Origin of the sequence: Bradyrhizobium sp. i1.15.2, assembly GCF_040548425.1 — a bacterium.
Taxonomy (GTDB): Bacteria; Pseudomonadota; Alphaproteobacteria; order Rhizobiales; family Xanthobacteraceae; genus Bradyrhizobium; species Bradyrhizobium canariense.
Map to the genome: position 1 here is coordinate 438,015 of NZ_JBEPRQ010000002.1, position 24,401 is coordinate 462,415.

The 24,401-nt window shown below is 63.7% G+C and carries 23 protein-coding genes; 4 read left to right on the forward strand and 19 right to left on the reverse strand.

The window, feature by feature from the left end; translation table 11 throughout:
• Positions 1 to 49: 49 nt before the first annotated feature.
• From ABIB80_RS06875 to ABIB80_RS06920, 10 genes are all read right to left on the reverse strand, one after another.
• Positions 50 to 481 carry an acyl-CoA thioesterase gene (locus ABIB80_RS06875; RefSeq protein ID WP_007599654.1) on the reverse strand — a complete coding sequence of 144 codons (432 nt, stop codon included), beginning with the start codon at positions 479 to 481 and terminating at the stop codon, positions 50 to 52.
• Positions 482 to 491: 10 nt separating this feature from the next.
• Positions 492 to 1,253, reverse strand: a complete 762-nt coding sequence (locus ABIB80_RS06880) for an SDR family NAD(P)-dependent oxidoreductase (protein WP_007599655.1) — start codon at positions 1,251 to 1,253, stop codon at positions 492 to 494.
• Positions 1,254 to 1,279: 26 nt separating this feature from the next.
• Positions 1,280 to 3,163 carry a feruloyl-CoA synthase gene (locus tag ABIB80_RS06885; RefSeq protein WP_007599657.1) on the reverse strand — a complete coding sequence of 628 codons (1,884 nt, stop codon included), beginning with the start codon at positions 3,161 to 3,163 and terminating at the stop codon, positions 1,280 to 1,282.
• Entirely contained in the window at positions 3,160 to 3,969 is an 810-nt protein-coding gene (locus ABIB80_RS06890; protein ID WP_007599659.1) for a crotonase/enoyl-CoA hydratase family protein, read from the reverse strand. Before ABIB80_RS06890 ends, ABIB80_RS06885 begins: the two co-directional genes overlap by 4 nt.
• 181 nt (positions 3,970 to 4,150) lie before the next feature.
• On the reverse strand, positions 4,151 to 4,450 hold the full coding sequence (locus ABIB80_RS06895; RefSeq protein WP_007599661.1) for an addiction module antidote protein: 300 nt from the start codon (positions 4,448 to 4,450) through the stop codon (positions 4,151 to 4,153).
• Positions 4,451 to 4,453: 3 nt separating this feature from the next.
• Positions 4,454 to 4,750, reverse strand: coding sequence for a type II toxin-antitoxin system RelE/ParE family toxin (locus ABIB80_RS06900; protein ID WP_007599663.1), 297 nt, complete (start codon positions 4,748 to 4,750; stop codon positions 4,454 to 4,456).
• A 69-nt stretch (positions 4,751 to 4,819) separates the two neighbouring features.
• A complete protein-coding gene (locus tag ABIB80_RS06905) occupies positions 4,820 to 5,281 on the reverse strand; it encodes a DUF3237 domain-containing protein (protein ID WP_007599665.1) in 462 nt (153 codons plus the stop codon).
• A 12-nt stretch (positions 5,282 to 5,293) separates the two neighbouring features.
• Complete coding sequence (locus tag ABIB80_RS06910; protein WP_007599671.1) at positions 5,294 to 6,613, reverse strand: TRAP transporter large permease; 1,320 nt, start codon at positions 6,611 to 6,613, stop codon at positions 5,294 to 5,296.
• Between the two features lie 2 nt (positions 6,614 to 6,615).
• Positions 6,616 to 7,125, reverse strand: a complete 510-nt coding sequence (locus tag ABIB80_RS06915; protein ID WP_007599673.1) for a TRAP transporter small permease — start codon at positions 7,123 to 7,125, stop codon at positions 6,616 to 6,618.
• Between the two features lie 199 nt (positions 7,126 to 7,324).
• Positions 7,325 to 8,341, reverse strand: coding sequence for a TRAP transporter substrate-binding protein (locus tag ABIB80_RS06920; RefSeq protein ID WP_007599675.1), 1,017 nt, complete (start codon positions 8,339 to 8,341; stop codon positions 7,325 to 7,327).
• A 215-nt stretch (positions 8,342 to 8,556) separates the two neighbouring features.
• Between ABIB80_RS06920 and pobA the strand changes: the two genes are divergently transcribed.
• Together pobA and ABIB80_RS06930 are read left to right on the forward strand one after the other, a co-directional pair.
• Positions 8,557 to 9,726: a 4-hydroxybenzoate 3-monooxygenase gene (gene pobA, locus ABIB80_RS06925; RefSeq protein ID WP_007599677.1), complete on the forward strand. Its 1,170-nt coding sequence runs from the start codon at positions 8,557 to 8,559 to the stop codon at positions 9,724 to 9,726.
• Positions 9,727 to 9,944: 218 nt separating this feature from the next.
• On the forward strand, positions 9,945 to 10,364 hold the full coding sequence (locus ABIB80_RS06930; RefSeq protein WP_007599679.1) for a PaaI family thioesterase: 420 nt from the start codon (positions 9,945 to 9,947) through the stop codon (positions 10,362 to 10,364).
• 5 nt (positions 10,365 to 10,369) lie between these two features.
• Here the strand turns inward: ABIB80_RS06930 and ABIB80_RS06935 are convergent, their stop codons facing one another.
• The gene (locus tag ABIB80_RS06935; RefSeq protein ID WP_007599687.1) at positions 10,370 to 11,254 is read right to left on the reverse strand and encodes a LysR family transcriptional regulator; all 885 of its coding nucleotides are present in this window, start codon (positions 11,252 to 11,254) and stop codon (positions 10,370 to 10,372) included.
• 120 nt (positions 11,255 to 11,374) lie between these two features.
• Here ABIB80_RS06935 and ABIB80_RS06940 point away from each other — a divergent pair, with 120 nt between their 5' ends.
• Positions 11,375 to 11,998 carry a pyridoxamine 5'-phosphate oxidase family protein gene (locus ABIB80_RS06940; protein ID WP_007599689.1) on the forward strand — a complete coding sequence of 208 codons (624 nt, stop codon included), beginning with the start codon at positions 11,375 to 11,377 and terminating at the stop codon, positions 11,996 to 11,998.
• A 224-nt stretch (positions 11,999 to 12,222) separates the two neighbouring features.
• Here ABIB80_RS06940 and ABIB80_RS06945 read toward each other — a convergent pair whose 3' ends face one another.
• Genes ABIB80_RS06945 through ABIB80_RS06955 form a run of 3 tightly spaced genes read right to left on the reverse strand, consistent with a single transcriptional unit; the run spans position 12,223 to position 15,768 of the window.
• Positions 12,223 to 12,954: an ABC transporter ATP-binding protein gene (locus tag ABIB80_RS06945; protein WP_007599691.1), complete on the reverse strand. Its 732-nt coding sequence runs from the start codon at positions 12,952 to 12,954 to the stop codon at positions 12,223 to 12,225.
• A complete protein-coding gene (locus ABIB80_RS06950; RefSeq protein ID WP_007599692.1) occupies positions 12,951 to 14,720 on the reverse strand; it encodes a branched-chain amino acid ABC transporter ATP-binding protein/permease in 1,770 nt (589 codons plus the stop codon). The genes ABIB80_RS06945 and ABIB80_RS06950 overlap by 4 nt, the downstream gene beginning before the upstream one ends.
• A 7-nt stretch (positions 14,721 to 14,727) precedes the next feature.
• Entirely contained in the window at positions 14,728 to 15,768 is a 1,041-nt protein-coding gene (locus ABIB80_RS06955; RefSeq protein ID WP_007599693.1) for a branched-chain amino acid ABC transporter permease, read from the reverse strand.
• 176 nt (positions 15,769 to 15,944) lie between these two features.
• Here ABIB80_RS06955 and ABIB80_RS06960 point away from each other — a divergent pair, with 176 nt between their 5' ends.
• Positions 15,945 to 16,466 (forward strand): MarR family winged helix-turn-helix transcriptional regulator, encoded by a 522-nt coding sequence (locus ABIB80_RS06960; RefSeq protein WP_007599701.1) that lies wholly within the window; start codon positions 15,945 to 15,947, stop codon positions 16,464 to 16,466.
• A 59-nt stretch (positions 16,467 to 16,525) separates the two neighbouring features.
• Here ABIB80_RS06960 and ABIB80_RS06965 read toward each other — a convergent pair whose 3' ends face one another.
• The 5 genes from ABIB80_RS06965 to ABIB80_RS06985 all read right to left on the reverse strand — a co-directional run bounded on the left by ABIB80_RS06965 (position 16,526) and on the right by ABIB80_RS06985 (position 24,372).
• Entirely contained in the window at positions 16,526 to 18,622 is a 2,097-nt protein-coding gene (locus ABIB80_RS06965) for a putative bifunctional diguanylate cyclase/phosphodiesterase (protein ID WP_354127150.1), read from the reverse strand.
• Positions 18,623 to 18,843: 221 nt separating this feature from the next.
• Positions 18,844 to 20,127, reverse strand: coding sequence for a glycerate kinase type-2 family protein (locus ABIB80_RS06970; RefSeq protein ID WP_354127151.1), 1,284 nt, complete (start codon positions 20,125 to 20,127; stop codon positions 18,844 to 18,846).
• 193 nt (positions 20,128 to 20,320) lie between these two features.
• Complete coding sequence (locus ABIB80_RS06975; RefSeq protein ID WP_007599704.1) at positions 20,321 to 21,550, reverse strand: ABC transporter substrate-binding protein; 1,230 nt, start codon at positions 21,548 to 21,550, stop codon at positions 20,321 to 20,323.
• Positions 21,551 to 21,789: 239 nt separating this feature from the next.
• Positions 21,790 to 23,016: an ABC transporter substrate-binding protein gene (locus ABIB80_RS06980; protein WP_007599705.1), complete on the reverse strand. Its 1,227-nt coding sequence runs from the start codon at positions 23,014 to 23,016 to the stop codon at positions 21,790 to 21,792.
• A gap of 120 nt (positions 23,017 to 23,136) precedes the next feature.
• Positions 23,137 to 24,372 (reverse strand): ABC transporter substrate-binding protein, encoded by a 1,236-nt coding sequence (locus ABIB80_RS06985; protein ID WP_007599706.1) that lies wholly within the window; start codon positions 24,370 to 24,372, stop codon positions 23,137 to 23,139.
• Positions 24,373 to 24,401 lie beyond the last annotated feature (29 nt).

Below are 24,401 nucleotides of genomic sequence, written 5' to 3' on the forward strand. Positions count from 1 at the left end.
AGCAGAAATCGGGGGGTAATTCAGCCCCCTCTTTTGGTGATGTGGCGATTTAGCTCCGGGCCTCGCTCCCCGTGAATTTGGCTACCATTTCCGCGGGAAACGGTGCCGATTTCAGTTTGTCGGGGTTAACGGGGTCGCGGCCGACCAGCACGCGCGTCTCGAAACCTTCGATCGCCAGAGCTTCGCCCTTGAAGACGCTGTGCTTCACCTCGAAGCTCGAGCGCTTGATGCTCTCGACCTTGGTTTCGATGGTGATCCAGTCACCATAAGTCGAGGGGATGTAGAACTTGGCGCGGGTGTCGACCATGGGAATGCCCACCAGGCCGTATTTGCGGACCAGGTCCTGCTTGGAGAACCCGGCGACTTCGAACAGGGTCGAGGTCGAATCGTCGAACATCGCGAAATAGCGCGGGTAATAGACGATGTTGGCGGGGTCGCAATCACCCCACTGGATCTGGACGTCGCGCCGGTTCACGAACATATGTCGCGCCCTATTTCGGTGCCATGCGCAGCGAGCCGTCGAGGCGTACGACTTCGCCGTTCAGGTACGAATTCTCGACCATGTGCAGGGCGAGCGCCGCGAACTCGTCGGCGTGGCCGAGCCGGCGCGGGAACGGGATTGCGGCGGCGAGTGAGTCCTGGGCTTCCTGCGGCAGGTTGGCGAGCAGCGGCGTGAGGAACAGGCCGGGCGCGATCGTCAGCACGCGGACGCCGAACTGCGCCAGCTCGCGCGCGATCGGCAGCGTCATGCCGACGATGCCGCCCTTCGATGCCGAATAGGCCGATTGCCCGATCTGGCCGTCATAAGCGGCAACCGACGCCGTGTTGATGATGACGCCGCGCTCGCCGGTTGCCTGCGGCTCGAGCTTGGACATCTCGTTCGCGGCAAGGCGAAGCATGTTGAAGGTGCCGATCAGGTTGACCTTGATCACCTTGTCGAAATCCGCGAGCGCCATCGGGCCGTCGCGGCCGACGACGCGCTTGGCAACGCCGATGCCGGCGCAATTGACCAGCACGCGCGCGGGTCCATGGGCCTTGGTCGCCTGGGCGATCGCAGCTTCCGCGGAGGCCGCATCGGAAACATCGCAGGTCACCGCGACGCCCTTGATCTCGGCGGCCACGGTTTCCGCGAGCTTGGCATGGAGGTCGCACACCGCCACCCGGGCGCCCTGCGCCGCCAGCTTACGCGCGGTCGCCGCGCCCAGTCCCGATGCGCCGCCGGTGACGATGACTGCCTGATCCTTCAACAACATGGCGTTCTCCCTGTAGCGATGTTTTCTTAGCCGACCGATATCACACGGTCCGATGGATTGGCAGCGTAGAGCTCCTCGATCAGCAGGCTGCGATGCTCGAGCACCGCGCGCTGGTTGATGGACCCCTTGTCGGTGACTTCGCCCTTGTCGATCGAGAGCGGCGTGTCCATGAGGATCGCGCGCGTGATCCGCGTCGAGGATCCCGTGGCCGCGCCGAGAAAGCGGGTCAGCCGTTCGCGAAATGCCTCGCGCACCAGCCGGTCGCGGGTCGCGAGGACGAGATCGTCGGTCGGCAGCGTCGGGTTGATCAGCCGGCAGCCGTCGAGATCGAGTACGACGAGCGCGGAAACCTCGTCACGGTTGATGCCGGCGATGACGACGTCGCGCACCAGCGGTGCGCAGGCCGCAACGAAGCGCGCGCGCAACGGGCCGACGCTGACCCAGGTGCCGCTGCCGAGCTTGAAATCCTCACCGATGCGGCCGTCGAAATCGAAGCCGGCGTTGAGATCGTCGGGATCGACAGGCTTGAGCGCATCGCCGAGCTTGTAGAAGCCTTCTTCGTCGAACGAATTCGCGGTGATGTCGGGCTGGCGCCAGTAGCCGGGCATCACGTTCGGTCCCTTGCAACGAACTTCCATCTTGCCGTTGTTCGGCACCAGCTTGGCGTCGTTGCCGGATACGGGAAGCCCGACATGACCGGAGCGGCTGGTGCGCGGGTTGACCGACATGAAGAACGGCGCGGTCTCGGTTGCACCGAGGCCGGTCAGCATCGGCACGCGGTAGCCTTTTTCCTTGACCGCGAGCTCGTCGAGGCTGTTCCAGACGAACGGCGACAGCGCCGCGCCCGAGAAGAACATCGCGTGCAGCCGGTCGAAGAATTTCGCGCGCAGGCCCTGGTCGTCGCGCAGATAAGGAAGCAGCGACTCGTATCCCTTGGGGACGTTGAAATAGACTGTCGGCGAAATCTCCTGGAGATTGCGCACGGTTTCGTCGATGCCTCCAGGCACCGGCTTGCCGGCATCGAGATACATCGAGCCGCCATTGTAGAGCGTCAGCCCGATATTGTGGTTGCCGCCAAAAGTGTGATTCCAGGGCAGCCAGTCGATGATGACGGGCGGCTCGTCCTTGAGGAAGGCGAGCGTCTCGCGCAGCATCACCTGGTTGGCGCAGATCATGCGCTGGGTGTTGATGACCGCCTTGGGGTTGCCGGTCGAGCCCGAGGTCAGCAGGAATTTCGCGATGGTGTCGGGACCGATCTTGCCGTGGACTTCGTCCAGATCGCCGCGGATCGGGGTTGCCATGAGGTCGGCGAGCGAGGTGACGTCGCGGCCCGGCACGTGGCCGTAGGACGCGGCGATTTCGGTGCCGAGCGAGACGTTGGCCGCGAGCGCGTCGGCGAACTTGTCGGCGTCCTCGGCGAAGACGAGGCCGGGCGTCAGGAGCTTCATCAGGTAGGAGAGCTTGCCGTAATCCTTCGAAACCAACGAATAGGCCGGCGACACCGGGCAGAACGGAATGCCGGCATAGAACGCGCCAAACGCGAGCAATGCATGGTCGATCGAATTGCCGGAGAGGATGACGACCGGCCGCTCCGCCGACAGCCCGCGCGCAATGAGTCCTGAGGCGATGTGCCGGCTCGCGGCGAGCAGCTCGGCGTAACTGATCTTGCGCCAGCCGCGACCGCCTTCGCGCTCGGCCATGAAGATGCGATCCGGCGTCGTATTCGCCCAGTGATGCAGGCGGTCGGTGATGCGGGCCGGATAGTCTCCGAGCGGCTGTTTGGGCCGCAGGTAAATCGTGCCGTCGTCGCGCCGCTCGATATTCACGACGGGATCGCCGAATGAAATGGGCCGCAGCGGGGAAGTGCTCGCGCCGCGCTCCATGCTGGAAGAGGACGGCTGCGCGCTCATGATTTCGGCTTCACCTTTGCGGTCTTGTGCTCGAGGAATTCGCGGATCCTGCGCTTGGCTTCCTTGTCGCTCTGCGCCACCGTCGCCATCAGCGATTCCATCAACAGGCCGGTCTGCGGATTGGCCTCCGCGATCATCGGCAGCGCCTGGAGCACGGCGAAGTTGGTCAGCGGCGCGTTGGAGGCGACCTTGGTCGCAAGCTCCATCGCCTTGCCGAGGCCGTTGCCGGCTTCCGTGACATATTGCGCAAAGCCGTAGGAGGTGCCTTCGGTCGCGGAATAGACGCGGCCGGTCAGCATCATGTCCATCATCCTGGCGACGCCGATCAGGCGCGGCAGGCGCACCGAACCGCCGCCACCGACGAAGATGCCGCGCTGTCCCTCCGGCAGCGCGAAATAGGTCGACGGTTCGGCGACACGGATATGCGCCGCGCAGGCGAGCTCCAGCCCGCCGCCGATCACGGCGCCCCTGAGCGCCGCGATCACGGGCACGCGGCTGTACTGGATGCGGTCGAACACCCGGTGCCACATCTGGGAATGGAGAAGGCCGCCGGTGGCATCATGGTCGGTCAGTTCGGAGAGGTCGAGACCGCTGGAAAAATGGTCGCCGATGCCGTGGATGACGACCGCGCCGATATCCTCGGGAAGGGACGTAAAACACTCGCCGATTTCCAGGATGATGCCGTCGTTGAGCGCATTGCGCTTGGCCGGCCGATTGAGGCCGACGGTCAAAACCCGGTCCGCCCGCTCGATCTTCAAAAGCCCGGAGGCGCCCGCGTCGGCGGTCTCGGCGTTTCCCTGTGTCATTTGCGTCCTTGTCAGAATAGTTATGTTGTATAACGAATTCAGGGGGAGTCAATACGGCTGGCAGCGGGGAAGCCGATGCATCGTCCGGAAATGGGACGACAGTCCGGGTACAGAGCCCGTACCCGAATGCCCGATGCGCAAGATTGGGATGAATATCACCGACGCCGATGCTATCCGGCCGCTACGCCGCCTTGGTTCCGCTTTGGGGTTGCGCCACAAGATTGATACCCATGGCGTGGAGAACCTTTATCACAGTGCCGAATTCGGGTTTGGCCTCGCCGCCAAGCGAGCGATACAAGTTCTCACGGGATAGACCGGCTTTTTCGGCAATGGCGCCCATGCCCTGAGAGCGCGCTACGGCGCCGATTGCCATCGTTATTGCGGACGGATCGTCGGATTCAAAGGCTTCGGTGAGATAGGCCGCAACCATCTCCGGACTGTCGAGGTACTCCGCAGTATCAAAGGATTTCACTTTTGCCATTGCTCAGACCTCCAATTCGCTCGCGATCTTCTTTGCCAACGCTATGTCCCCTGGCTGAGAGCCTTTATCGCCACTGCAAAGAAGAATGATGATCTCCTCGCCTCGGGCAACGTAGTAGATCCGGTATCCAGCGCCCTCGTGAACTCTCATTTCGCTGATGCCGCCTCCGACCGGAGCAACGTCTCCGGGATTGCCGAGCGCCAGCCGATCGATCCGGGCCAGGATTTTTGCCTTCGCTCTCCGGTCTCGCAGGTTTCTAAGCCAGTCAGAGAATTCGTCGGTTCTCTTGATCGTCGGCATCTGTAGCGTATACGCTACATAAGTGGCAATGTCAATGGACCAGCCGGCCCTTGGTGCGGCGCCACGCGTTCACATCACCTGATGCACGTCGATCACGACGCGGTCCGCATGCCGCGCGGCTGAACCGACAAAAATGTGCTGCATCAGCCAGCGGTACTTCTCATGCCCGGTCTCGAACTTCGGCACGGTGCGGAAATAGATCAGTTTAGGATCCACCGGCTCGCCGCGCTTGAGCTTTTGTAACAGCTCGACCGGGCCGAAGCGCATGCCCTTGTTCTCGACATAGACGATGGCGCCGTCGTTGGTTTGGAAAGCGTACTTCGCTTCGAGATCAATCAGCTCGTTGGGGCGGATGGTCTGGAAGTCGGCGCCGAACGGCAGCACCTTGCCGGTGATCGCGCCCGAGACCTCGCCGCCGATGATCGGGATGATGCGGCGAACGCCGATGCCGGTCTCGCCGGCGGTGACGACGTCGCCGATACGTGCAGTGACGGTGAAGACGTATCTGGTTTCGAGCGCCGGCGTGGTCATCGCTTCACCTCCTCAATGCGCCATCATCCGCGTCGGCAGCCATGTCGCCAGCAGCGGGAAGGCGATCAGGATCACGAGGCGCACGAGGTCTGTCGCCACGAACGGAATCACCCCCTTGAAGATGGTGGAGAAGGAAACGTCCTTCACCACGCTCTTGATGACGAAGACGTTCATGCCCACCGGCGGGTGAATCAGGCCGAGCTCGACCGTCATGACGATGATGACGCCGAACCAGATCGGGTCGAAGCCGAGATGCATGATCACGGGGAAAATGATCGGCACGGTGAGGATGATCATCGCCATGGCGTCCATCAGGCAGCCGAGCACGAGATACATCACCATGATCAGCGCCAGCACGCCGTAGGGGCCGAGGCCAAGGCCGGTGAGGAATTCCGTCACCTTCTGCGGGGTCTGCGTCACCGTGAGGAAATAGCCGAAGATCAAGGCGCCGATCAGCACGGTGAACACGGCGGCCGCCGTGCGCGTCGCCTGCAGCAGCGAGGCCAGAATTTTCTCGCGGTCGAGGCGGCCGGTCGCCACGCCAATGATGAAGGCGCCGGCAGCGCCGACGCCGCCGGCTTCGGTCGGCGTGAAGCGCGGCAAATAGGGCAGACCGTAAAGGCCGCCGATCACGAACACGAACAGCAGCACCGGCGCCCAGATGTCCTTCAGGCCGGCGAAGCGCTCGCGCCATGGCAGCACCTTGCCCTTGGGCAGAAAGTCCGGCCGGAAATAGCCGATCAGGAAGATCGTGATCATGTACATGGTCATCGCCAGAATGCCCGGGATGATGCCGGCGATGAACAGCTTGCCGATGTCCTGCTCGGTGATGATGCCGTAGACGGCGAGCACGGTGGAGGGCGGCAGCATCGCGCCCAGTGTGCCGCCGGCCGCGATCACGCCGGTGGCAAACGACTGCGGGTAGCCGAAACGGCGCATCTCGGGGTAAGCGACCGCCGAGAAGGTCGCTGCGGTCGCGACCGAGGAGCCGCAGATCGCGGCAAAGCCGCCGCAGGCACCGACGGTGGCGATGCCGAGCCCGCCGCGCAAATGGCCGACAAAGCCGTTGGCGGCGCGGAATAGCTCGCGGCTCATGCCGGAATTGCTGACGAAGGAGCCCATCAGCAGAAACATCGGAATGACGCCGAAGGTGTAGTCGGTCACCGTGCGCATGGAGGTCTGGCCGACCAGCTTCAGCGCCGGCGTGGCGCCGACGAGATAGGAGAAGCCGGAGACGCCGACGAGGCCCATGGCCATGCCGACGGGCACGCGCAGCAGCATCAGGGCGAACAGGGAAACGAAGCCGATAACGGCGACGGCATCGGTGCTCATGATTACTCCGTCGCCTTCAGCTTGGGGTCGTGCATCTCTTCGGGATGGAAGATCAACCGATAGGTGCGGATCGCGATCAGCAGCACGGCGGAGACGTCGCCGATCCAGGCGATCGCGAAGAACGGCCAGGTCGGCATGTGCATGTCGAAGGTCTGGACGTTGTCGTTGTAGGTGCCGCGGACCTTGTCGAACAGCGTCCAGGTCTGCACCGTCACGACGAACAGCAGCACCAGTGTCGCGAACACGTCGATCCAGCGCTGGTAGCGCGGCCCGACATTGCCCCAGACCAGATCGACCGTGATGTGGGTGCCGCGATAGGAGGTCGCGGCGATGCCCCAGAAGATGAGGATGCCGAGCAGCATGCGGCCGATGTCGAAACTATCGGGGATCGCATAGTTCAGCGTGTTGCGCAGCAGCACCGACAGGAAGATGTCGAGTGCGACAATGCCGACGAAGGCGGCTGCGATCCACTCGATCGAATCGATAACGCGATCCATCCAGCTGCGCTTCATGGGAGCTTCCTGCTCGAGATGAGTGCGAGTTGCATCAACAGCGATGCTGCACTCCCTCTCCCGCTTGCGGGGGAGGGCTGGGGTGGGGGTGTCGCCGCAATGAACGGACCCCGAGTGGAGAGAGCCCCCACCCGGCGCTTCGCGCCGACCTCCCCCGCAAGCGGGAGAGGTGCAGCGAGTCTGCGGCTCCGATTCAGCGTCACTCCGCCAGCGCGTTGTACTTCTTCAGCGAGGCCTTCAGCTCGCTAAGCGCCGCATCCGGATCCGCGCCGGCCTTCTTTGCGCCGTCGGCCCAGGTCTTCACCAGCGGCTCGGCAGCCTTCTTCCAGGCGGCGGTCTGCTCGGGCGTCAGCTTGTAGACCTCGTGGCTGGTTTCCGCCTTGACCTTGTCGATGCCGGCGTCCTCGAACTTGCCCCAGTGCTCGCCGACCACACCGGCCATCTCGACCGTGCAATTCTTGTCGATCGCGGCCTTCTGCTTGTCGGACATCGCATTGTACTTGTCCTTGTTCATCACGAACACGAAGGTCGTGGTGTAGAGCGGCGCCTCCATGTCGTACTTGGTCACCTTGTCGATGCCGAACAGCACCAGCGAACCCCAGGGGAAGGTGACGCCGTCGGCGACGCCGCGCTCGATGATGTCGCGTACTTCGGGCGCGGAGGATTGCACATTGGTGCCGCCGAGCGAGGTGACGAAATTCGCCATGGTGGCGTGGGCGGGGCGGATCTTCAGGCCCTTCACGTCCTCCGGCATCACGATCTTCTTGGTGCGGGAGTGGAAGGAAGACGGCGAGTGGACGAAGGCGAGGCAGTACTTGACGTCCTTCATCTCCTTCTCGGCGTATTTGCGATACCACGCATCCAGCCCCATCGAGCCGCCCTTGGCATCCGAGATCAGGAACGGCAATTCGCCGGCGCCGATGATCGGGAAGCGGCCGGGCTGGTAGCCGGGATTGACATAGGTGACGTCGGCGATGCCGTCGCGCGCCATGTCGTAATGATCGAAGGCCTTGCCCATCTGCTGGGCCGGAAACACCTTGCCCTTGATGGTGCCGCCGGAATCCTTCTCGACCGCGGCGGCCCAATCCTCGAGCGATTTCTGCAGCGGATGCGAGGCCGGCACCCAGTGCGAGATCTTCAAATCGAAGGTCTTGTCCTGCGCGAACGCAGGGCTCACGCTTGCTGCCAGCAGCAACGCCAGACAGGCTTTCCTCATCACGCGTCTCTCCCTCTTTTGACGGCGGGCTTCGATGGCCCGGTCTCGTTATTTAACATGTTATCTAATTGGCCGGCGCGTTCAAGCCGGAACTGGCGCGGCGTGCCGCCGCGCACTCCCTTTTTGCCCAACCGTTATATGATATAATTATCGTGTGCGGACAGCTGCGACAAGCGAGCCACGCCGAAAGCCTACCGGATCGGGAGGAGCAAGTATTGCGGACAAAAGTCGCAATCATCGGGGCAGGGCCGGCTGGATTGTTGCTTGGGCAACTGCTGAACCGCTATGGCATCGACAATGTCATTCTGGAGCGGCAGAGCCCGGACTATGTGCTCGGCCGCATCCGGGCCGGACTGCTGGAGGAGGGAACAGTCGCGCTGCTCGACCAGATCGGCGCCGGCGCACGGGCCCATGCCGAAGGGCTGGTGCATGAAGGGATCGAGCTCGCCTTTTCGGGGCGCCGGCACCGCATCGACATGAAGGCTGCGACCGGCAAGACGGTCATGATCTACGGCCAGACCGAGGTCACGCTCGACCTGATGGATGCGCGCAACGCCGCCGGTCTCACCTCGGTCTACGAGGCCAAGGACGTACAACCGCACGATTTCGACGGCGGTCACCCGCGCGTAACCTACATGAAAGATGGCGTCACCCACACGATCGATTGCGACTTCGTCGCCGGCTGCGACGGGTTTCACGGCGTCAGCCGCGCCAGCGTTCCGGCTTCGGCCATCGAGGAGTTCGAGCGCATCTATCCGTTCGGCTGGCTCGGCATCCTCTCCGAGACGCCGCCGGTCAGCCACGAGCTGATCTATTCCAACCACGTCCGCGGCTTTGCGCTGTGCACCATGCGTTCGACCAGGCGCAGCCGCTACTATGTGCAGTGCGCGCTCGACGACCATGTCGACCAGTGGCCGGACGATCGATTCTGGGACGAGCTCAAGCGCCGCCTCGACCGGGACGCCGCCGACAGCCTGATCACGGGCCCCTCGATCGAGAAGAGCATTGCGCCGCTGCGCAGCTTCGTCGCCGAGCCGATGCGTTTCGGCAAGTTGTTCCTGTGCGGTGATGCCGCCCATATCGTGCCGCCGACCGGCGCCAAGGGGCTGAATCTGGCCGCGAGCGATGCGCATTATCTGTCGAGCGCATTTCGCGAGTTCTACGACGAAAAATCCAGCGCCGGCATTGACGCCTATTCCGCGAAGGCACTGGCGCGGGTCTGGAAAGCCGTGCGGTTCTCCTGGTGGATGACCTCGATGCTGCACAAATTTCCGGACACCGGTACGATTGGGGCGCGCATCCAGCTCGCCGAGCTCGACTACGTCACGCAGTCCCAAGCCGCGATGACATCACTGTCGGAGAACTATGTGGGGCTGCCGTTTTAGGACGGTGCTGTAGGGTGGGCAAAGCGAAGCGTGCCCACCAGCGTTGTCTTCGCGCGAGATGGTGGGCACGGCGCTGCGCACCTTTGCCCACCCTACGAGTGCTCGCGCCGGCGCCACTTCTTTCAAACACCCGCGCAAATTCCGTTTAAAACTTTGTAGGTGGTGCAACCGTCACGTCCCTCGCGTTCAATGGCGGCAGCCACCAACGCGAGATGGACATGACCAGCACCGACATCCCCGCCGGCTTCGAGCCGCATTTCCGCAAAGCCCCGCTCACCGACCCCTGGGAGCCGCTTTACTCCAGGAAGACCGACAACGGCGTCACCGTGGGATTGCGGCTCGCAACACCGCACACCAACGCGCGCGGGCTGATCCATGGCGGATTGATCGCAGCGCTGGCCGATGCCGCCATGGGCTACAGCTGCGCGCAGGCGACCGGCTGGACCACCTCGTTGGTCACGATCTCGCTGTCGGTCGACTATGTCGGCGCCGGCGAGATCGGCCAATGGCTCGCGGTCGAGGGCGAGGCGATCAAGACCGGCAGCACAATCTGTTTCGCGCAGTGCCTCGCGAAGGCCGACGGCGCCGTGATCGCGCGCGCCAGCGGCACCTTTCGCGTCGTGCCGAAAAAGGGGTGAGGGCGTCACCCGAATTTCCACCCCGCCGTCTCCACCACGAGATCGACGAAGGCGCGCACCTTGGCGGAGAGCAGGCGCGAGGTCGGGTAGACGATGTGGATCGGCAGCGCCGGCTGCTCGTATTTCGCCAACACGATTCTGAGGCGCCCGCGCCGCAAGCCCTCGGCGGCCTGATAGGCCAGCACCCGGGTCACGCCGCCGCCGGCCTCGGCATATTGCAGGGCGGCGTCGGCGCTGTTGCTGGCGAAGCGTGGATTCGGCGCCACCTCGATGTCGCGGCCGTCCTGCACGAAGCGCCAGTTCGCGGATGGACCGAACGCGATGGTCTGGTGCGTAAGCAGTGCCTCCGGCGTCTTCGGTTCGCCATGGCGCTTCAGATAGCCTGGCGTCGCCACAACGATCCGACGCATCTCGCCGACCTGGCGCGCCACGAGCGAGGAGTCGGCGAGATGGCCGATCCGCACCGCGACGTCGACGGCATCTTCCACGAGATTGACCAAATTGTCCGACAGCCGCAATTCGCAGGCGACCTCGGGATAGCGCTTGAGGTAGGCGGTCATGACAGACCCGACATGGAGCCGGCCGAAGCCGACCGGCGCCGACACCACCAGCCGCCCGCTCGGCCGGTTGCGCTCCTCCCGTGCCGAGCCGTCGGCCTCCTCGACATCGGCCAGGATACGACGCACACGCTCCAGATAGCGCGTGCCGACGTCGGTCAGGGTCACTTGACGGGTGGTCCGCTGCAACAGGCGCGCGCCGAGATGCTCCTCCAGCGCCGCGATCAGCCGCGTCACCGCGGAGGGGGACAACCGCAGTTTTCGTGCCGCCGGCGCGAAGCCGTGCAGGTCAGCGACGGTGACGAAAACATGCATGGCCTCGAGGCGATCCATGGTATTGTTGCATATACCGCAATGATGAAGTGTCAAGCGGGCCGATTGTTTTAGCCGGCGAAAAGTCCATTTTAGGTGGCGAAGACGCAGGGATGCGCCGGGATTTCAGGAGATGGTCCGATGACGGCAACTCACACCTATGCCAGCGACGTCGCATTCACGCCGGCGGTGAAGTCGATCCAGACCCGAAAGGGATCCCGCGAAGGCTATGCGCATGCCGAGCAGCGCGGCTGGCGCACCGAGGTCGATGAAAACCTCGCGGCGTTCCTGGCCGACGCCAACAGCTTTTATCTTGCCACGGCCTCGGCCGACGGACAGCCCTACATCCAGCATCGCGGCGGCCCGAAGGGCTTCTTGAAAGTGCTGGACAAGCAGACGCTGGCTTTCACGGACTATGCCGGCAATCGGCAATACATCACGCAGGGAAATCTGTCCGAAAATCCCAAGGCCTACATCTTCGTGATGGACTACGCCCATCGCCGCCGGGTGAAGATCTGGGGCGAGGCGCGGGTGGTCGAAGACGACGAGGCGCTGACGACATCGCTGATGCCGAAAGGCTACCGCGCCCGGCCGGAGCAGGTGATCCTGTTCAAGATCGAAGCGTGGGACACGAACTGCCCGCAGCACATCCCGCAGAAGTTCGACGCGACGGATGTGGCAGCGGCGCTGGCGGCAAGAGATGCGAAAATCACGGAGCTGGAGGCGGAGGTCGCGGCGCTGAAGGGGGAGAAGGCCGCGAGTTGAGCTTACCTGCCAATGAAAGCTAGAGCGACTTGCGGCGTGCACCCTGTCCCCTTGCGGGAGAGGGTGGCTCGTCGCGGAGCGACGAGACGGGTGAGGGGTCTCTCTCCACGAATGAAGCACTTTCCGTTTAGATAGATACCCCTCATCCGGCGCTTCGCGCCACCTTCTCCCGCAAGGGGAGAAGGGAAGAAGACAGCGCGTGCGGCGTCAGCAATTTCTCGAACTTACAGCCCGCTCGCGCCTTCGTGCTGGAAGCCGAGATAGCTGGCGGCGACGCGCTCGTTCGCCGCAATGTCGCTGGCCTTACCGCTGAGCACGAACTCGCCGAGCTCCATGACATAGGCCTGATCCGCGATCTTCAATGCGGCCTGCGCGTTCTGCTCGACCAGCAGTACGGAGACGCCGGCGGCGCGCAGTTCGGTGACGATGCGGAAAATGTCGGCGACGATGATCGGGGCGAGGCCGAGGCTCGGCTCGTCCAGCATCAGGAGCTTGGGCTCGCCCATCAGGGCGCGGCCCATTGCGAGCATCTGCTGCTCGCCGCCGGAGAGCGTGCCGGCGAGCTGCTTGCGCCGTTCCTTGAGCCGCGGAAACAGCGCGTAGACCCGCTCCATCGAGGCTTTCGCCTTGCTTCTCTCGATGCGGAAGGCCCCCAACTCGAGATTGTCCTCGACATTCATGGTCACGAACAATTCGCGGTGCTCGGGAACGAGGCCAAGTCCCATGGCGACGCGGTCCTCGATGTCGAGTCGCGACAGATCCTGACCTGCGAATGCCACGCGCCCCTTCAGCGGAAAGATGCCCATGATGGCGGAGAGCAGCGTGGTCTTGCCGGCGCCATTGGCGCCGACGATGGTGACGATCTGGTTCTGGCCGACTTCGAGCGAGACCGAGCGCACGGCCTCGACCTTGCCATAGGCGACATGGGCGTCGGCGACGGACAACAGCGCGGTCATGCCGCCACTCCGAGATAGGCCTTGATCACTTCGGGATTGGTCTTGATCGTGGCCGGCGTTCCTTCTGCGATCTTGGTGCCGAAATCGAGCACCACGATGCGGTCGGCGAGGTTCATGACGAAGCCCATGTCGTGCTCGACAAGCAGCACGCTCATGCCGCCGTCGCGCAGCTCCCGCAGGAGGCTCGCGAGCCGCTGCTTCTCCATGTGGCGCAGGCCGGCGGCCGGCTCGTCGAGCAGCAGCAGCATCGGATCGACGCACAACGCACGGGCGATCTCGACGATCCGTTGCTGTCCCAGCGAAAGCGAGCCTGCGAGCTGATGCATCTGCTCGCCAAGTCCGACCCGCTCGATCTGGCGGGCGGCTTCGGCGAGCAGCTTTGCCTCATCAGTGCGGTCGAGCCGCAGCATCGAGGAGATCGGCCCCGAATGGCCGCGCAGATGGGCGCCGATCGCGACGTTCTCCAGCACGGTCATGTCAGGCACCAGCTTGACGTGCTGGAAGGTGCGGGAGATGCCGAGCTTGACGATCTCCTGCGGCGGTGCCCTGTCGACCTTGTTGCCGAGCACGGAGATCGAGCCTGAGGTGGCCGACAGCACGCCGGTGATCAGGTTGAAGGTGGTGCTCTTGCCGGCGCCGTTGGGGCCGATCAGCGCGACGATCTCGCGAGCCAGGACGTCGAAGGAGACGTTGTTCACCGCGACCACGCCGCCAAATTGCTTCCGGGCCTTCTCGACCTGAAGCAGGACGCTGGATTGGCCGGGGGAGCGGGTGCGCTGCTCCAGCTTGAGCGAGGTGTCCGGCTTTTTGCCACCGGTGCGCTGGGGCAGGAACGACATCAGCCAGGGCCAGACGCCGCCGGGTGCGAGCTGAAGCAGCGCCACCAGCATGATGCCGAACACGATGGTCTCGACCTGGCCGGAGCCGGGCAGGATCAGCGGCAGATAGCTCTGCAGCACTTCCTTGAGGACCACGACGAGCGCCGCGCCCAGGACGCCACCCCAGACATAGCCGGCGCCGCCGACCACGGCGATGAAGAGATACTCGATGCCGGCCTGCGCGCCGAACGGCGTCGGGTTCACCGCGCGCTGAAGATGGGCGTAAAGCCAGCCGGAGAGGCCGGCGAGCACGGCGGCATGGATGAACACCAGCATTTTCGCCCGCGGCGTGTGCACGCCGAACGCCTCGGCCGCGACATGGCCGCGCCGGAGCGCGCGGATGGCGCGGCCGGTGCGGGAGTCCAGCAGGTTCATCGTGAGCAGCGCCGAGAGGATCACGGCAACCCAGATCGCGTAGTAGATCGAGCCGGGCGAGAGCATTTTGAACGAGCCGATCGACAGCGGCGGGATCGCCGAGATGCCGTCGTTTCTTCCCAGGAATTCGAGCTTGCTGAAGAGATAGAACAAGCCGAGCCCCCAGGCGAGCGTGCCGAGCGGCAGATAATGGCCAGAGAGACGGACTGTGACGAGGCCGAGCAGCACCGCCAGCAATCCGCTGACCAGCAGCGACAATGGGAGCGTTAGCCAGGGCGACATGCCGTAGGTCGTTGACAGCACCGCGGTGGTGTAGGCGCCGAAGCCAACGAAGGCCGCTTGTCCGAACGAGGTCAGGCCGCCGACGCCGGTCAGCAGCACGAGGCCCATCGCGACCAGGGCGGTGAGGCCGACATTGTCGAGCAGCACGATCCAGAACGGGGGCATGCCCGGAACAAAGGGGATCGCCGCCATAATCAGCGCGAAGATGAGGATGGGGAGCCGGCTCTGCATTTTGGCGTCAGTCCTTCTCTTCCTCGACCGCAGGCGCTGCGAGCGAGCGCAGCAGCAGCACGGGAATCAAGAGCATGAAAACGATCACCTCCTTGTAGTTGGAGGCATAGAAGGACGAGAACGCCTCGACGATGCCGACGACCAGCGCCGCGACCGCGGTGAGGGGGTAGCTGACAAGCCCGCCGATGATCGCGGCGACAAAGCCCTTCAGGCCGATCAGGAAGCCCGAGTCGTAATAGAGCGTCGTGATCGGCACGATCATGATGCCCGACAGTGCGCCGATGACGGACGCCAGCAGGAAGGCGATCTGCCCGGATAGCGTGGTGCGGATGCCGACGAGCCGGGCACCGAGCCGGTTCACGGCGGTCGCGCGCAGCGCCTTGCCGTAGAGTGTCAGCCCGAAGAACAGCCACAGCCCGACGATGAAGGCGATGGTAATGCCGTAGACCGTGATGCTCTGGCCTGTGAAGCGCAGCGCGCCGGTGGTGAAAGATCCCGACAGTACGGCAGGTCCGCGCTGACCTTCGGCGCCGAAGAACAATAGGCCCAAACCCTGAAGTGCGAGGTGGACGCCCACCGAGGCGATCAGCAGCACCAGCACCGAAGTGTGCGCCAGCGGCTGGAATGCGATGCGGTAGAGAAACAGGCCGATCATCGCCACGATCACCAGCGACAGCGCGATGCAGACCGCAACCGGCGGCTTCTGAGCGGTGTAGTAGACAGTCAGCGCCAGCACGATGGCCGGCAGCACGATGTTGGTCAGGATGCTGCGCAGCACCAGGCGCCCGTGCAACGCCTTGCGCGCGGCGAACAGGTCGAACGCGAAGGCGCCAAGGCCCAGGGCGAGCGCGAGTTTCGCCGTACCCGGCATCTGGCCCGCGGCCAGCGAGGCATAGGTCAGCGCGCCATAGGTGACGAATTCGCCCTGCGGGATGAGGATGACGCGGGTGACGGCGAACACCAGCACCAGCGCCAGGCCGAGCAGCGCATAAATCGCGCCATTGGTGATGCCGTCCTGCAGCAGGAACAGCATGATGGTGGTATTCAAGACCGGACGCTCCCCCTCAAAGATTCAGGACCGGTCCCCTGATTGTGGTGGACGGTCCGCTCACAGCCATTGAACAGCGCTGACGATATTTGATATGGTCCATAACAATTATCAAATATAACATCAAGAGTGGCGAACGATCCTCCCGAACTTAACGGGATTGCGAGCATGAGGCGATGACCGTTTCCAAAACCGCTGAAAAGTCCTCTGAAAAACCCGCCGAGACCGCCAAGGGCCGCAAGGACGCGGCCGACGGGCCTGGCGAAGCCCTCCAGCTCGGCGAGCTCTCGGAGCAGCTCGGCTATGTCCTGAAGCGGGCACAGCTCAAGGTGTTCGAGAACTTCCTGCGCTGCATGGCCTCGCTCCAGCTCACGCCGGCGCAGTTCTCAGTGCTGCTGTTGGTCGAGAAAAACCCCGGCCGTAACCAGACCGAGATCGCCTCCACCCTCGGCATCCTGCGCCCGAACTTCGTGGCGATGCTCGACAATCTCGAGAGCCGCGACCTTTGCGCGCGGATCCGCTCCACCAACGACCGCCGCTCGCACATCCTGGTGCTGACCGACAAGGGCAAGGCCGTGCTGGCCCGCGCCAAGAAGCTCGTCGCCACCAAGCACGAGGCTCGGCTGAACGAGCTGCTCGGGCCGTCCAATCGCGCAGCCCTGCTCGGGATGCTCTCGAAGATCGCCAACGAGTTTTGACGGTTGATTGCCCCGGCGACCGGGCATCAAACCCGGAAGCGCGGGCGGGCTGGCGGCGGTTACGCCGCAGCGAACCGGTTGGGCATGGCAGGTGTTTTCGCGGACAGGAAGCGGCGCTCGATTTCCAGGGCGGGCAAGGGCGGGCCGAACAAATAGCCCTGCATTTCGGTGCAGCCCTCCGCTGCGATCCGGTCCCGTTGCTCCGCGGTCTCCACGCCCTCCGCCGTCGTCGTCATGCCCATTCCGCGCGCCAGCGCCGCCACCGCGCGCACGATGCTGAGGGATGCCGCATTGTTTTCCACGCCGCTGACGAACGACCGGTCGATCTTGATCTTGTCGAAGGGGAAGCATTGCAGATAGGTCAATGACGAATAACCGGTGCCGAAATCGTCCATGGCGACCTTGATGCCGAGCGCCCGGAGCTGGTGCAGCGTCGTCAGCGTCCCATGCCTGTCCTGCAGCAAAACGCTTTCCGTGATCTCGATCTCCAGCCGCCGCGGATCGAGGCCAGAGGCCGCCAGGGTGCCGACGATCACCTCGGTCAGGCCCGGCTGGCGGAATTGCACCGCCGAGATATTGACGGCGACGTGCAGATGGTCCGGCCACCGGCTTGCAGTGGCACAGGCCTGCCGGATCACCCACTCACCGATCGGCACGATCAGGCCGATCTCTTCCGCAAGCGGGATAAAGCTGTTCGGCGCGACCAGTCCGCGTCGTGGATGTCGCCAGCGGATCAAGGCTTCGAAGCCGCTGATCTCGCCGCCGTCGGTCTTCACGACCGGCTGGTAGTGCAGTTCGAACTCGCCGGCGGCAAGGCCGTTGTGCAGGTCCTGCTCCAGCGCGCGGCGGCTTTGCGCCTCTTCGCCCATGGCCGGTTCGAAGAAGCAGTGCATGCCGCGGCCGTCGCTTTTCGCGCGATACAGGGCCAGATCGGCATTGTGCAGGAGTTGCTCGGGCGTCGAGCCGTCGCCGGGCGCAATGGCGATCCCGACGCTCGCGCCCACAATAGCCTGATGTCCGTCGAGCCCGAACGGAGCACTCAGGGCGCTGACAACATCACGCGCCAGCGTGTCCGCTTCGTTCGAATCGGAGATCGGCGACTGGAGGATGACGAATTCATCGCCACCCATACGCGCGACGGTATCGCTGTCGCGGGCGAGCTGCTTGAGGCGGCGGCTGACATCCTGCAGCAGGATGTCGCCGGCCTGGTGGCCAAGGGTGTCGTTGACGGCCTTGAACTTGTCGAGATCGATGTGGTGGATCGCGAACATCCCACCCTGTTCGAGCGCCTGCTTGAGGCGCTGACCGAGCAGGGCGCGATTGACGAGGTCCGTCAGCGCGTCGTGGTGCGCCATATGCGCGATCTGCAATTCCGCCTTGCGCTGCTCGGTGATGTCTTCGTGGGTCGCGACCCATCCGAGATCGGGCATCGGTCGGTGCCTGATCTTGAAGGTCCGCCCGTTCCGCATCTCGACGATGCTGTCCATGGCCTCGGCCGACGTGGCGACATCGGTCCGCCATGTGGCGTATTCCTCCCGCGTCATTGTCGGCACGCTGCCGGCTTCGAAGCGCAGGTCGAGGATCTCCTGGAGCGGCGTGCCCGGACGAACGCGGTCGGGCGGCAGGCCGTACATTTCGATATAGTGCGTGTTGCAGACCAGCAGCCGATGGTCGGCGCTGAAGAAGCAAAGTCCCTGCGACATGTTGTTGATCGCGATGTCGAACTGGAAATTGCGTTCCTGTAGCCGCGCACTGAGCTCTTCGCGCTCTGTAATGTCCTCGTGCGTCGCCATGCCGCCGCCGTCGGGCAGGGGATGGATGGTGTAGGCGATGATTCGTCCGTCGGCGAACTGCTGAACCGTCTGCTCGCTGACGACCGAACCCTCGGTGCGGGCACGGACATAGGCGCCGGCTTCTCCGCCGATGTTCAGGCCCAGTTCGAGCCGATGCTGGATCAGGTCCTTGATCGGCGTGCCCGGGTGCACCTGCTCGGGCGAGAGCGCGTACATCTCGCGGTAGCGCGGATTGCAGAAAATGACCCTGCGGTCGCTGCCGAACAGGATGATCCCGAGCCACAGATTATTGGCGGCGCACTTGAGCAGCTCGCCGAGCACGAGCGGATCAATGCTTGCGACCTCCTGATCATTCTCCGCCATGCGCCTTGCCCCCGAAACGACGCGATTAGAGCAGGCGGTGGTGAATCAGCCCAACAATTCGCCCAGTTTCGGGACATGTTCCTGAAACTGGGCGAACGCGAGGTTAAGGGCGGCGATGCCCGCCCCCTGGAAAAGAGGACGCCGACAAGAATTCAGAGATCGTTAACCATGTCGTCCCGCCGAACCGCGCGCGGTGCCGGCGGGATGGCGATGCCGCCCGATCAGTCGACCAGGATCACCCGGATATCGTTCACATTGGTCAGCGTGGGACCCGGCAGCAACAGGTCGCCCGTCGCCTCGAAGAACGTCGTCGCATCGTTGTTGTCGAGATAGGCCTGCGGCTGCAGCCCCTGCGCCCTCATCTTCGCGAACGTCGCCGCGTCGATCAGCGCGCCGGCGGGGTCGGTGGGGTGGCCGGCGCCGCCATCGGCGCCGTCGGTGTCGCCGGCGAGCGCGGAGATGTCAGGCGTGTCCTTCAAGAGGCCGGCGAGCGCCAGCGCGTATTCCTGGTTCGGGCCGCCGCGGCCATCGCCACGCACGGTGACCGTGAGCTCGCCGCCGGAGAGGATCGCCACGCGCTTGCCCTGTGCACGGGCCTGAAGTGCCAGCCTGGCATGATCGGCGGCGACGTCGCGGGCCTCGCCTTCGAGGTCGGCGCCGAGATCGATCGTCTCGTAACCGGCCTCATGCGCGAGCCTCACCGCGGCGTCGAGCGATTGCTTCGGGCGTGCGATCAATCCGAAATGCGCGCGCGCGAAGGCGGCATCAGCGGGCTTGCAGCTTTCGTTGGCGGGGTCATCCAGCGCGCGGCGGACGGCATCGTCGATATCGAGCTTGTATTTGGCGACGATGGCGCGCGCATCATTGAGCGTGGTCGGATCGGGCACGGTCGGACCGGAGGCGATCGCGGAGGGATCGTCATGCGGCACGTCGGAGATCGCGAGCGTCACGATCTCGGCGGCATTTTTGCCCGCGCGCGCCAGCCGCCCACCCTTGATCCGCGACAGATGCTTGCGCACGACATTCATCTCGCCGATCGGCGCGCCGGAGCGGAGCAGCGCCTTGTTGACCGCCTGCTTCTGCGCGAAGCTGATGCCGTTGACGGGCGCGATCCAGTTCGCCGAGCCGCCGCCGGTGAGCAGCACCAAAAGCAAATCGTCCGGCCCGGCCTCGGCTGCGAGCGCGAGCGTATCGGCCGCGCCCTTCAGGCCGGCTTCGTCAGGCACGGGATGACCGGCCTCGACCACACGGATGCGGCGCGTCGGCACGCCGTAGCCGTGTCGCGTGGTGGCGATGCCGACGAGACGTTCCGGCGCGAGCCCGAGCGCGTCGAGATAATGCCGCTCGGCGGCGGCGGCCATCGCGGCCGCGCCCTTGCCGGCGGCGAGACAGATCACGCGTCCCCTTGGCGCGGGCCGCAGGTGCGGCGCCAGAATCGTGCTCGGATGAGCGGCGGCAACGGCGGCGTCGTAGAGCGCGCGGAGCAGGGGGCGTCGATCGGACATGACGAAGGGCCTTGAGCGGACAGGAAAGACTGGCGGCAAACGCGCCGCTCACCTGCCTACCGCATCATGCGCCAAAGCGTAAGCCGGCTTCACCATCATTCGATTGTGCAATCGCGTGATCATAATCGACGCGCAAGCAAAAACCCCCTGCGATGGTTCGCAGGGGGTTTTCATCGTCGTGGGTATCAGGCGGTTAGCCGCCGACGTCGGCGCTGATCACGTCACCGAACAGCTCCCACTTGTCGCCCTTGAACTTCTCGAGCTGGAGCTGGCTGATCGGCGCGAAGTCGGTCGGAGAGGTGTTGATCTGCACGCCCGGCAGCAGCACTTCGGTGCGGAAGTTCTTCAGGCTGGCGGCCTGCTTCATGACGTTCGCGCGCGTGAGATCGTCGCCGCACTGCTTGAGGACTTGGACCAGGGTCTGCGCCACGCCGTAGCCGACGATGGTGCCGTGGTCGAGCTTGTCGCCGTCCGGAAAGTACTTGTTCATGAACGCGACGAAGTCCTTCATGCCGGGATCGCTGTTCCACGCCGGATCCGAAATGTCCTTCAGGTAGTCGGCGGAGATGATGTCCTGCGAGTTCTCGAACCCGGCGGGCTTGAGCACGCTGCCGACGGACGCCGAGACGTTGTTGAGGAAGTGCAGCGGCTTCCAGCCGATCTCGGCATTCTTCTTGATTGCCTGCGCCGCGAATTTCGGCGTCGTGATGTTCATGAAGACGTCGGCGCCGGTCGACTTCAGCTTGACGATGTGGTTGTCGATGGTCGGCTCGGAGGTCTCGTAGCTCTCCTCCATGACGATCATCGACGCGGCCTTGGCGCCGAGGCCGTCCTTCAGGCCCTTGAGATAATCCTTGCCGTAATCGTCGTTTTGGAACAGCACGGCGATCTTGGCATCCGGCTTGTTCTTGAGCAGCCATTTCGCGTAGATCTGCGTCTCGCTCTGGTAATTGGGCTGCCAGCCCATGGTCCAGGGGAAATCCTTCGGGTCGTTCCACTTGGTGGCGCCGGTCGCGACGAAGAGCTGCGGCACCTTCTTCGAGTTCATGTATTTGTGAATCGCGGAGTTCGGCGGCGTGCCGAGCGAGTTGAAGATGAACAGCACCTCGTCGCTCTCGACCAGCTTGCGCGCCTGCTCCACCGTCTTCGGCGGCGAGTAGGCGTCATCGTAGCTGATGAAGTTGATCTTGCGGCCGTTGATGCCGCCTTCGTCGTTGATCTTCTTGAAATAGGCCGCTTCCGTCCGTCCGATGATGCCGTAGGCGGAGGCCGGTCCGCTGTAGGGCATGATGTTGCCGATCTTGATCTCGGTATCGGTCGCGCCGGTATCGTATTTCTTCTGGGCCGATGCAGTGGAGGCCGAGGCCGCAATGAGCGCGAGCGCGAGTGAGGCGGCCGCAAGTTTGCCGGTGACAGCGGGCATTCCTATCTCCCTATTTTCTTGGTGTGTGCGCGTCCCTTTTCTTGTGTTGCCTGTTTTTGCTGACGCAGCAGCAATTCAATACGATTTACCGGACGCCTTCAACAGAAAGCCCCTGCGGCGGGGGCGCAGGGGCTGCTTCTTTAGTAGTCAGGGGCGCCCGCGCGCTCGTGTGCGACTGCGAGAAGGTGCATCCGTCTGAGTTGACGAACCGATCTGGAGCGAGTTTGAGTTGCGTGGCTTCAGTGGCCGAGCTCGCTCGAGATGATGTCCCCGAACAGCTCCCATTTCCGACCCTTGAACCGCATCATCTGGAGCTGCTCGATCGGGGCGAAATTATCGGCTGCGGTGTTGATCTTGATGCCGGGCAACAGGGTGTCGGGCTCGAAATCCTTCAGGCTTGCCGCCTGCTTCATGACGTTGTCGCGGGTGAGGTCGTCGCCGCACATCTGCAGCACCTTCACCATGGTCTGCGCGGCGGCATAGCCGAACACCACGCCCGCATCGAGCTTGTTGGCCTTGGGATCGTATTTGGCGAGGAAGTTGTAGAACTTCTTCATGCCGTCATCGGCATTCCATTGCGGGTCGGAGCCGTCCTTGGTGTAGCTCGCCGATAGGATGCCTTGCGAGATCTCGAGCCCCGCCGGCTCGAGCACGCCGCCGACCGAGGCCGAGACGTTGGAGATGATGTGGACCGGATGCCAGCCGATTTCGGCCGCCTTCTTGATCGCTTGCGCTGCAAATTTCGGCGTGGTGATGCTGACGAAGATGTCGGCGCCGGAGGCCTTCAATTTCACGACGTGCTCGTCGATCGCCGGCTCCGAGGTGTCGTAGCCATCTTCCAGCACGATCATCGAGGCCTTGGGCCCAAGGCCGTCCTTCAGCCCCTTGAGATAGTCCTTGCCGAAATCGTCGTTCTGGTAGAGCACGCCGATCTTGCCGTCCGGCTTCTCCTTCATGATGTACTTGGCGTAGATGCGCGCCTCGCTCGCGTAGCTCGGCTGCCAGCCCATGGTCCAGGGATATTGCTTCGGATCGTTCCACTTCGAAGCGCCGCTCGCCACGAACAATTGCGGCACCTTCTTCTCGTTCATGTATTTGCGAATGGCGCCGTTGGTGGAGGTGCCGAGCGAGCCGAAGATCAGCAGCACCCCGTCGCTCTCGACCAGCTTGCGGGCCTGCTCCACCGTCTTCGGCGGCGAATAGCCGTCGTCGTAGGAGATGAACTTGATCTTGCGGCCGCCGATGCCGCCCTCGGCATTGATCTTGTTGAAATAGGCTTCCTCGGCCTTGCCGATCGCCGCGTAGGCGGAGGCCGGGCCGCTATAGGGCATGATGTTGCCGATCTTGATCTCGGTATCGGAAGCGCCGCTGTCGTATTTCTTCTGCGCCAGTGCCGGGCTGCCCATCGCAGTGCACAATGCGAATGCGGCCAGTACGCCCGCAACCTGAAATCGAACGGCAGTCATCTTTCTCCACCCGGAACGGATCGCCGCCGCATTGAACAAGATTGATGCGGGACGTCAACAAAAAGCCCCCGCGATCGTTCGCGGGGGCTTCTCGAGGTGTCGGACTATTGCGTCAGAGCGTCACTCGGTGGCGATGTCGCCGCTGATGATCTCGCCGAAGAGTTCCCACTTCTCGCCCTTGAAGCGCTGCATCTGGAGCTGCGCGATCGGGGCGAAGTCGGTGGGGCCGGTGTTGATCTTGACGCCGGGCAGCAAGGTGTCCGGTGCGAAATCCTTCAACGAGGCCGCCTGCTTCATGATGTTGGCTCGGGTCAGATCGTCGCCGCACATCTCCAGGACCTTGGCCAGCGTCGACGCTGCGCCGTAGCCATAGACCATGCTGGTGTCGGACTTGTCGGCACCCGGCATGTACTTGTCGACGAACTCGTTCCACTTCTTCATGCCGGGGTCGTTGGCCCACTGCGGGTCCGTGGAGTCCTTGGCATAGGCCGCCGACAGCACGCCCTGCGAGGCCTCGAAGCCGGCCGGCTTCATCACGCTGCCGACCGAGATCGACACGTTGGTGAGGATCTGCAGCGGCTTCCAGCTCAGCTCGGCGGTCTTCTTGATGGTCTGGGCCGCGAATTTCGGCGTCGCGTAGATCAGCAGGACGTCGGGATTGGCCGCCTTGATCTTGACGATGTGACCGTCGATCGAGGGCTCGGACACCTCGTAGCTTTCTTCCATGATGATCATGGACGCGCCCTTGGCGCCCAAGCCGTCCTTGGTGCCCTTGAGGTAGTCTTTGCCGAAATCGTCGTTCTGATAGAGGATCGCGATCTTGGCGTCGGGCTTTTCCTTCAACAGCCATTTCGCGTAGATCTGCGCTTCGCTCTGGTAGGAGGGCTGCCAGCCCATGGTCCAGGGGAAGTTCTTCGGGTCGTTCCACTTGGTGGCGCCGGTGGCGACGAACAGCTGCGGGATCTTCTTGGCGTTCAAATACTTCTGGATCGCGCTGTTCGAGGGCGTGCCGAGCGGGTTGAACACGACGATCACTTCGTCGCTCTCGACCAGCTTGCGGACCTGCTCCACGGCCTTCGGCGGCGAATAGCCGTCGTCATAGGTGACGAAGTTGATCTTGCGGCCGTTGATGCCGCCCTTGTCGTTGATCATCTTGAAATAGGCTTCTTCGGTCTTGCCGATGATGCCATAGGCCGAGGCCGGACCGCTGTACGGCATGATGTTGCCGATCTTGATCTCGGTGTCGGACGCGCCGGTGTCGTATTTTTTCTGGGCGAATGCGGCGCCGGAGGTGAGAGTGATGACCGCCGTTGCCGTCACCAGCGCAGCGGTTCGCAGTGTTCTTTCAAAAAACAATTCGGGTCTCCTTGGCTTAATCAACGGGT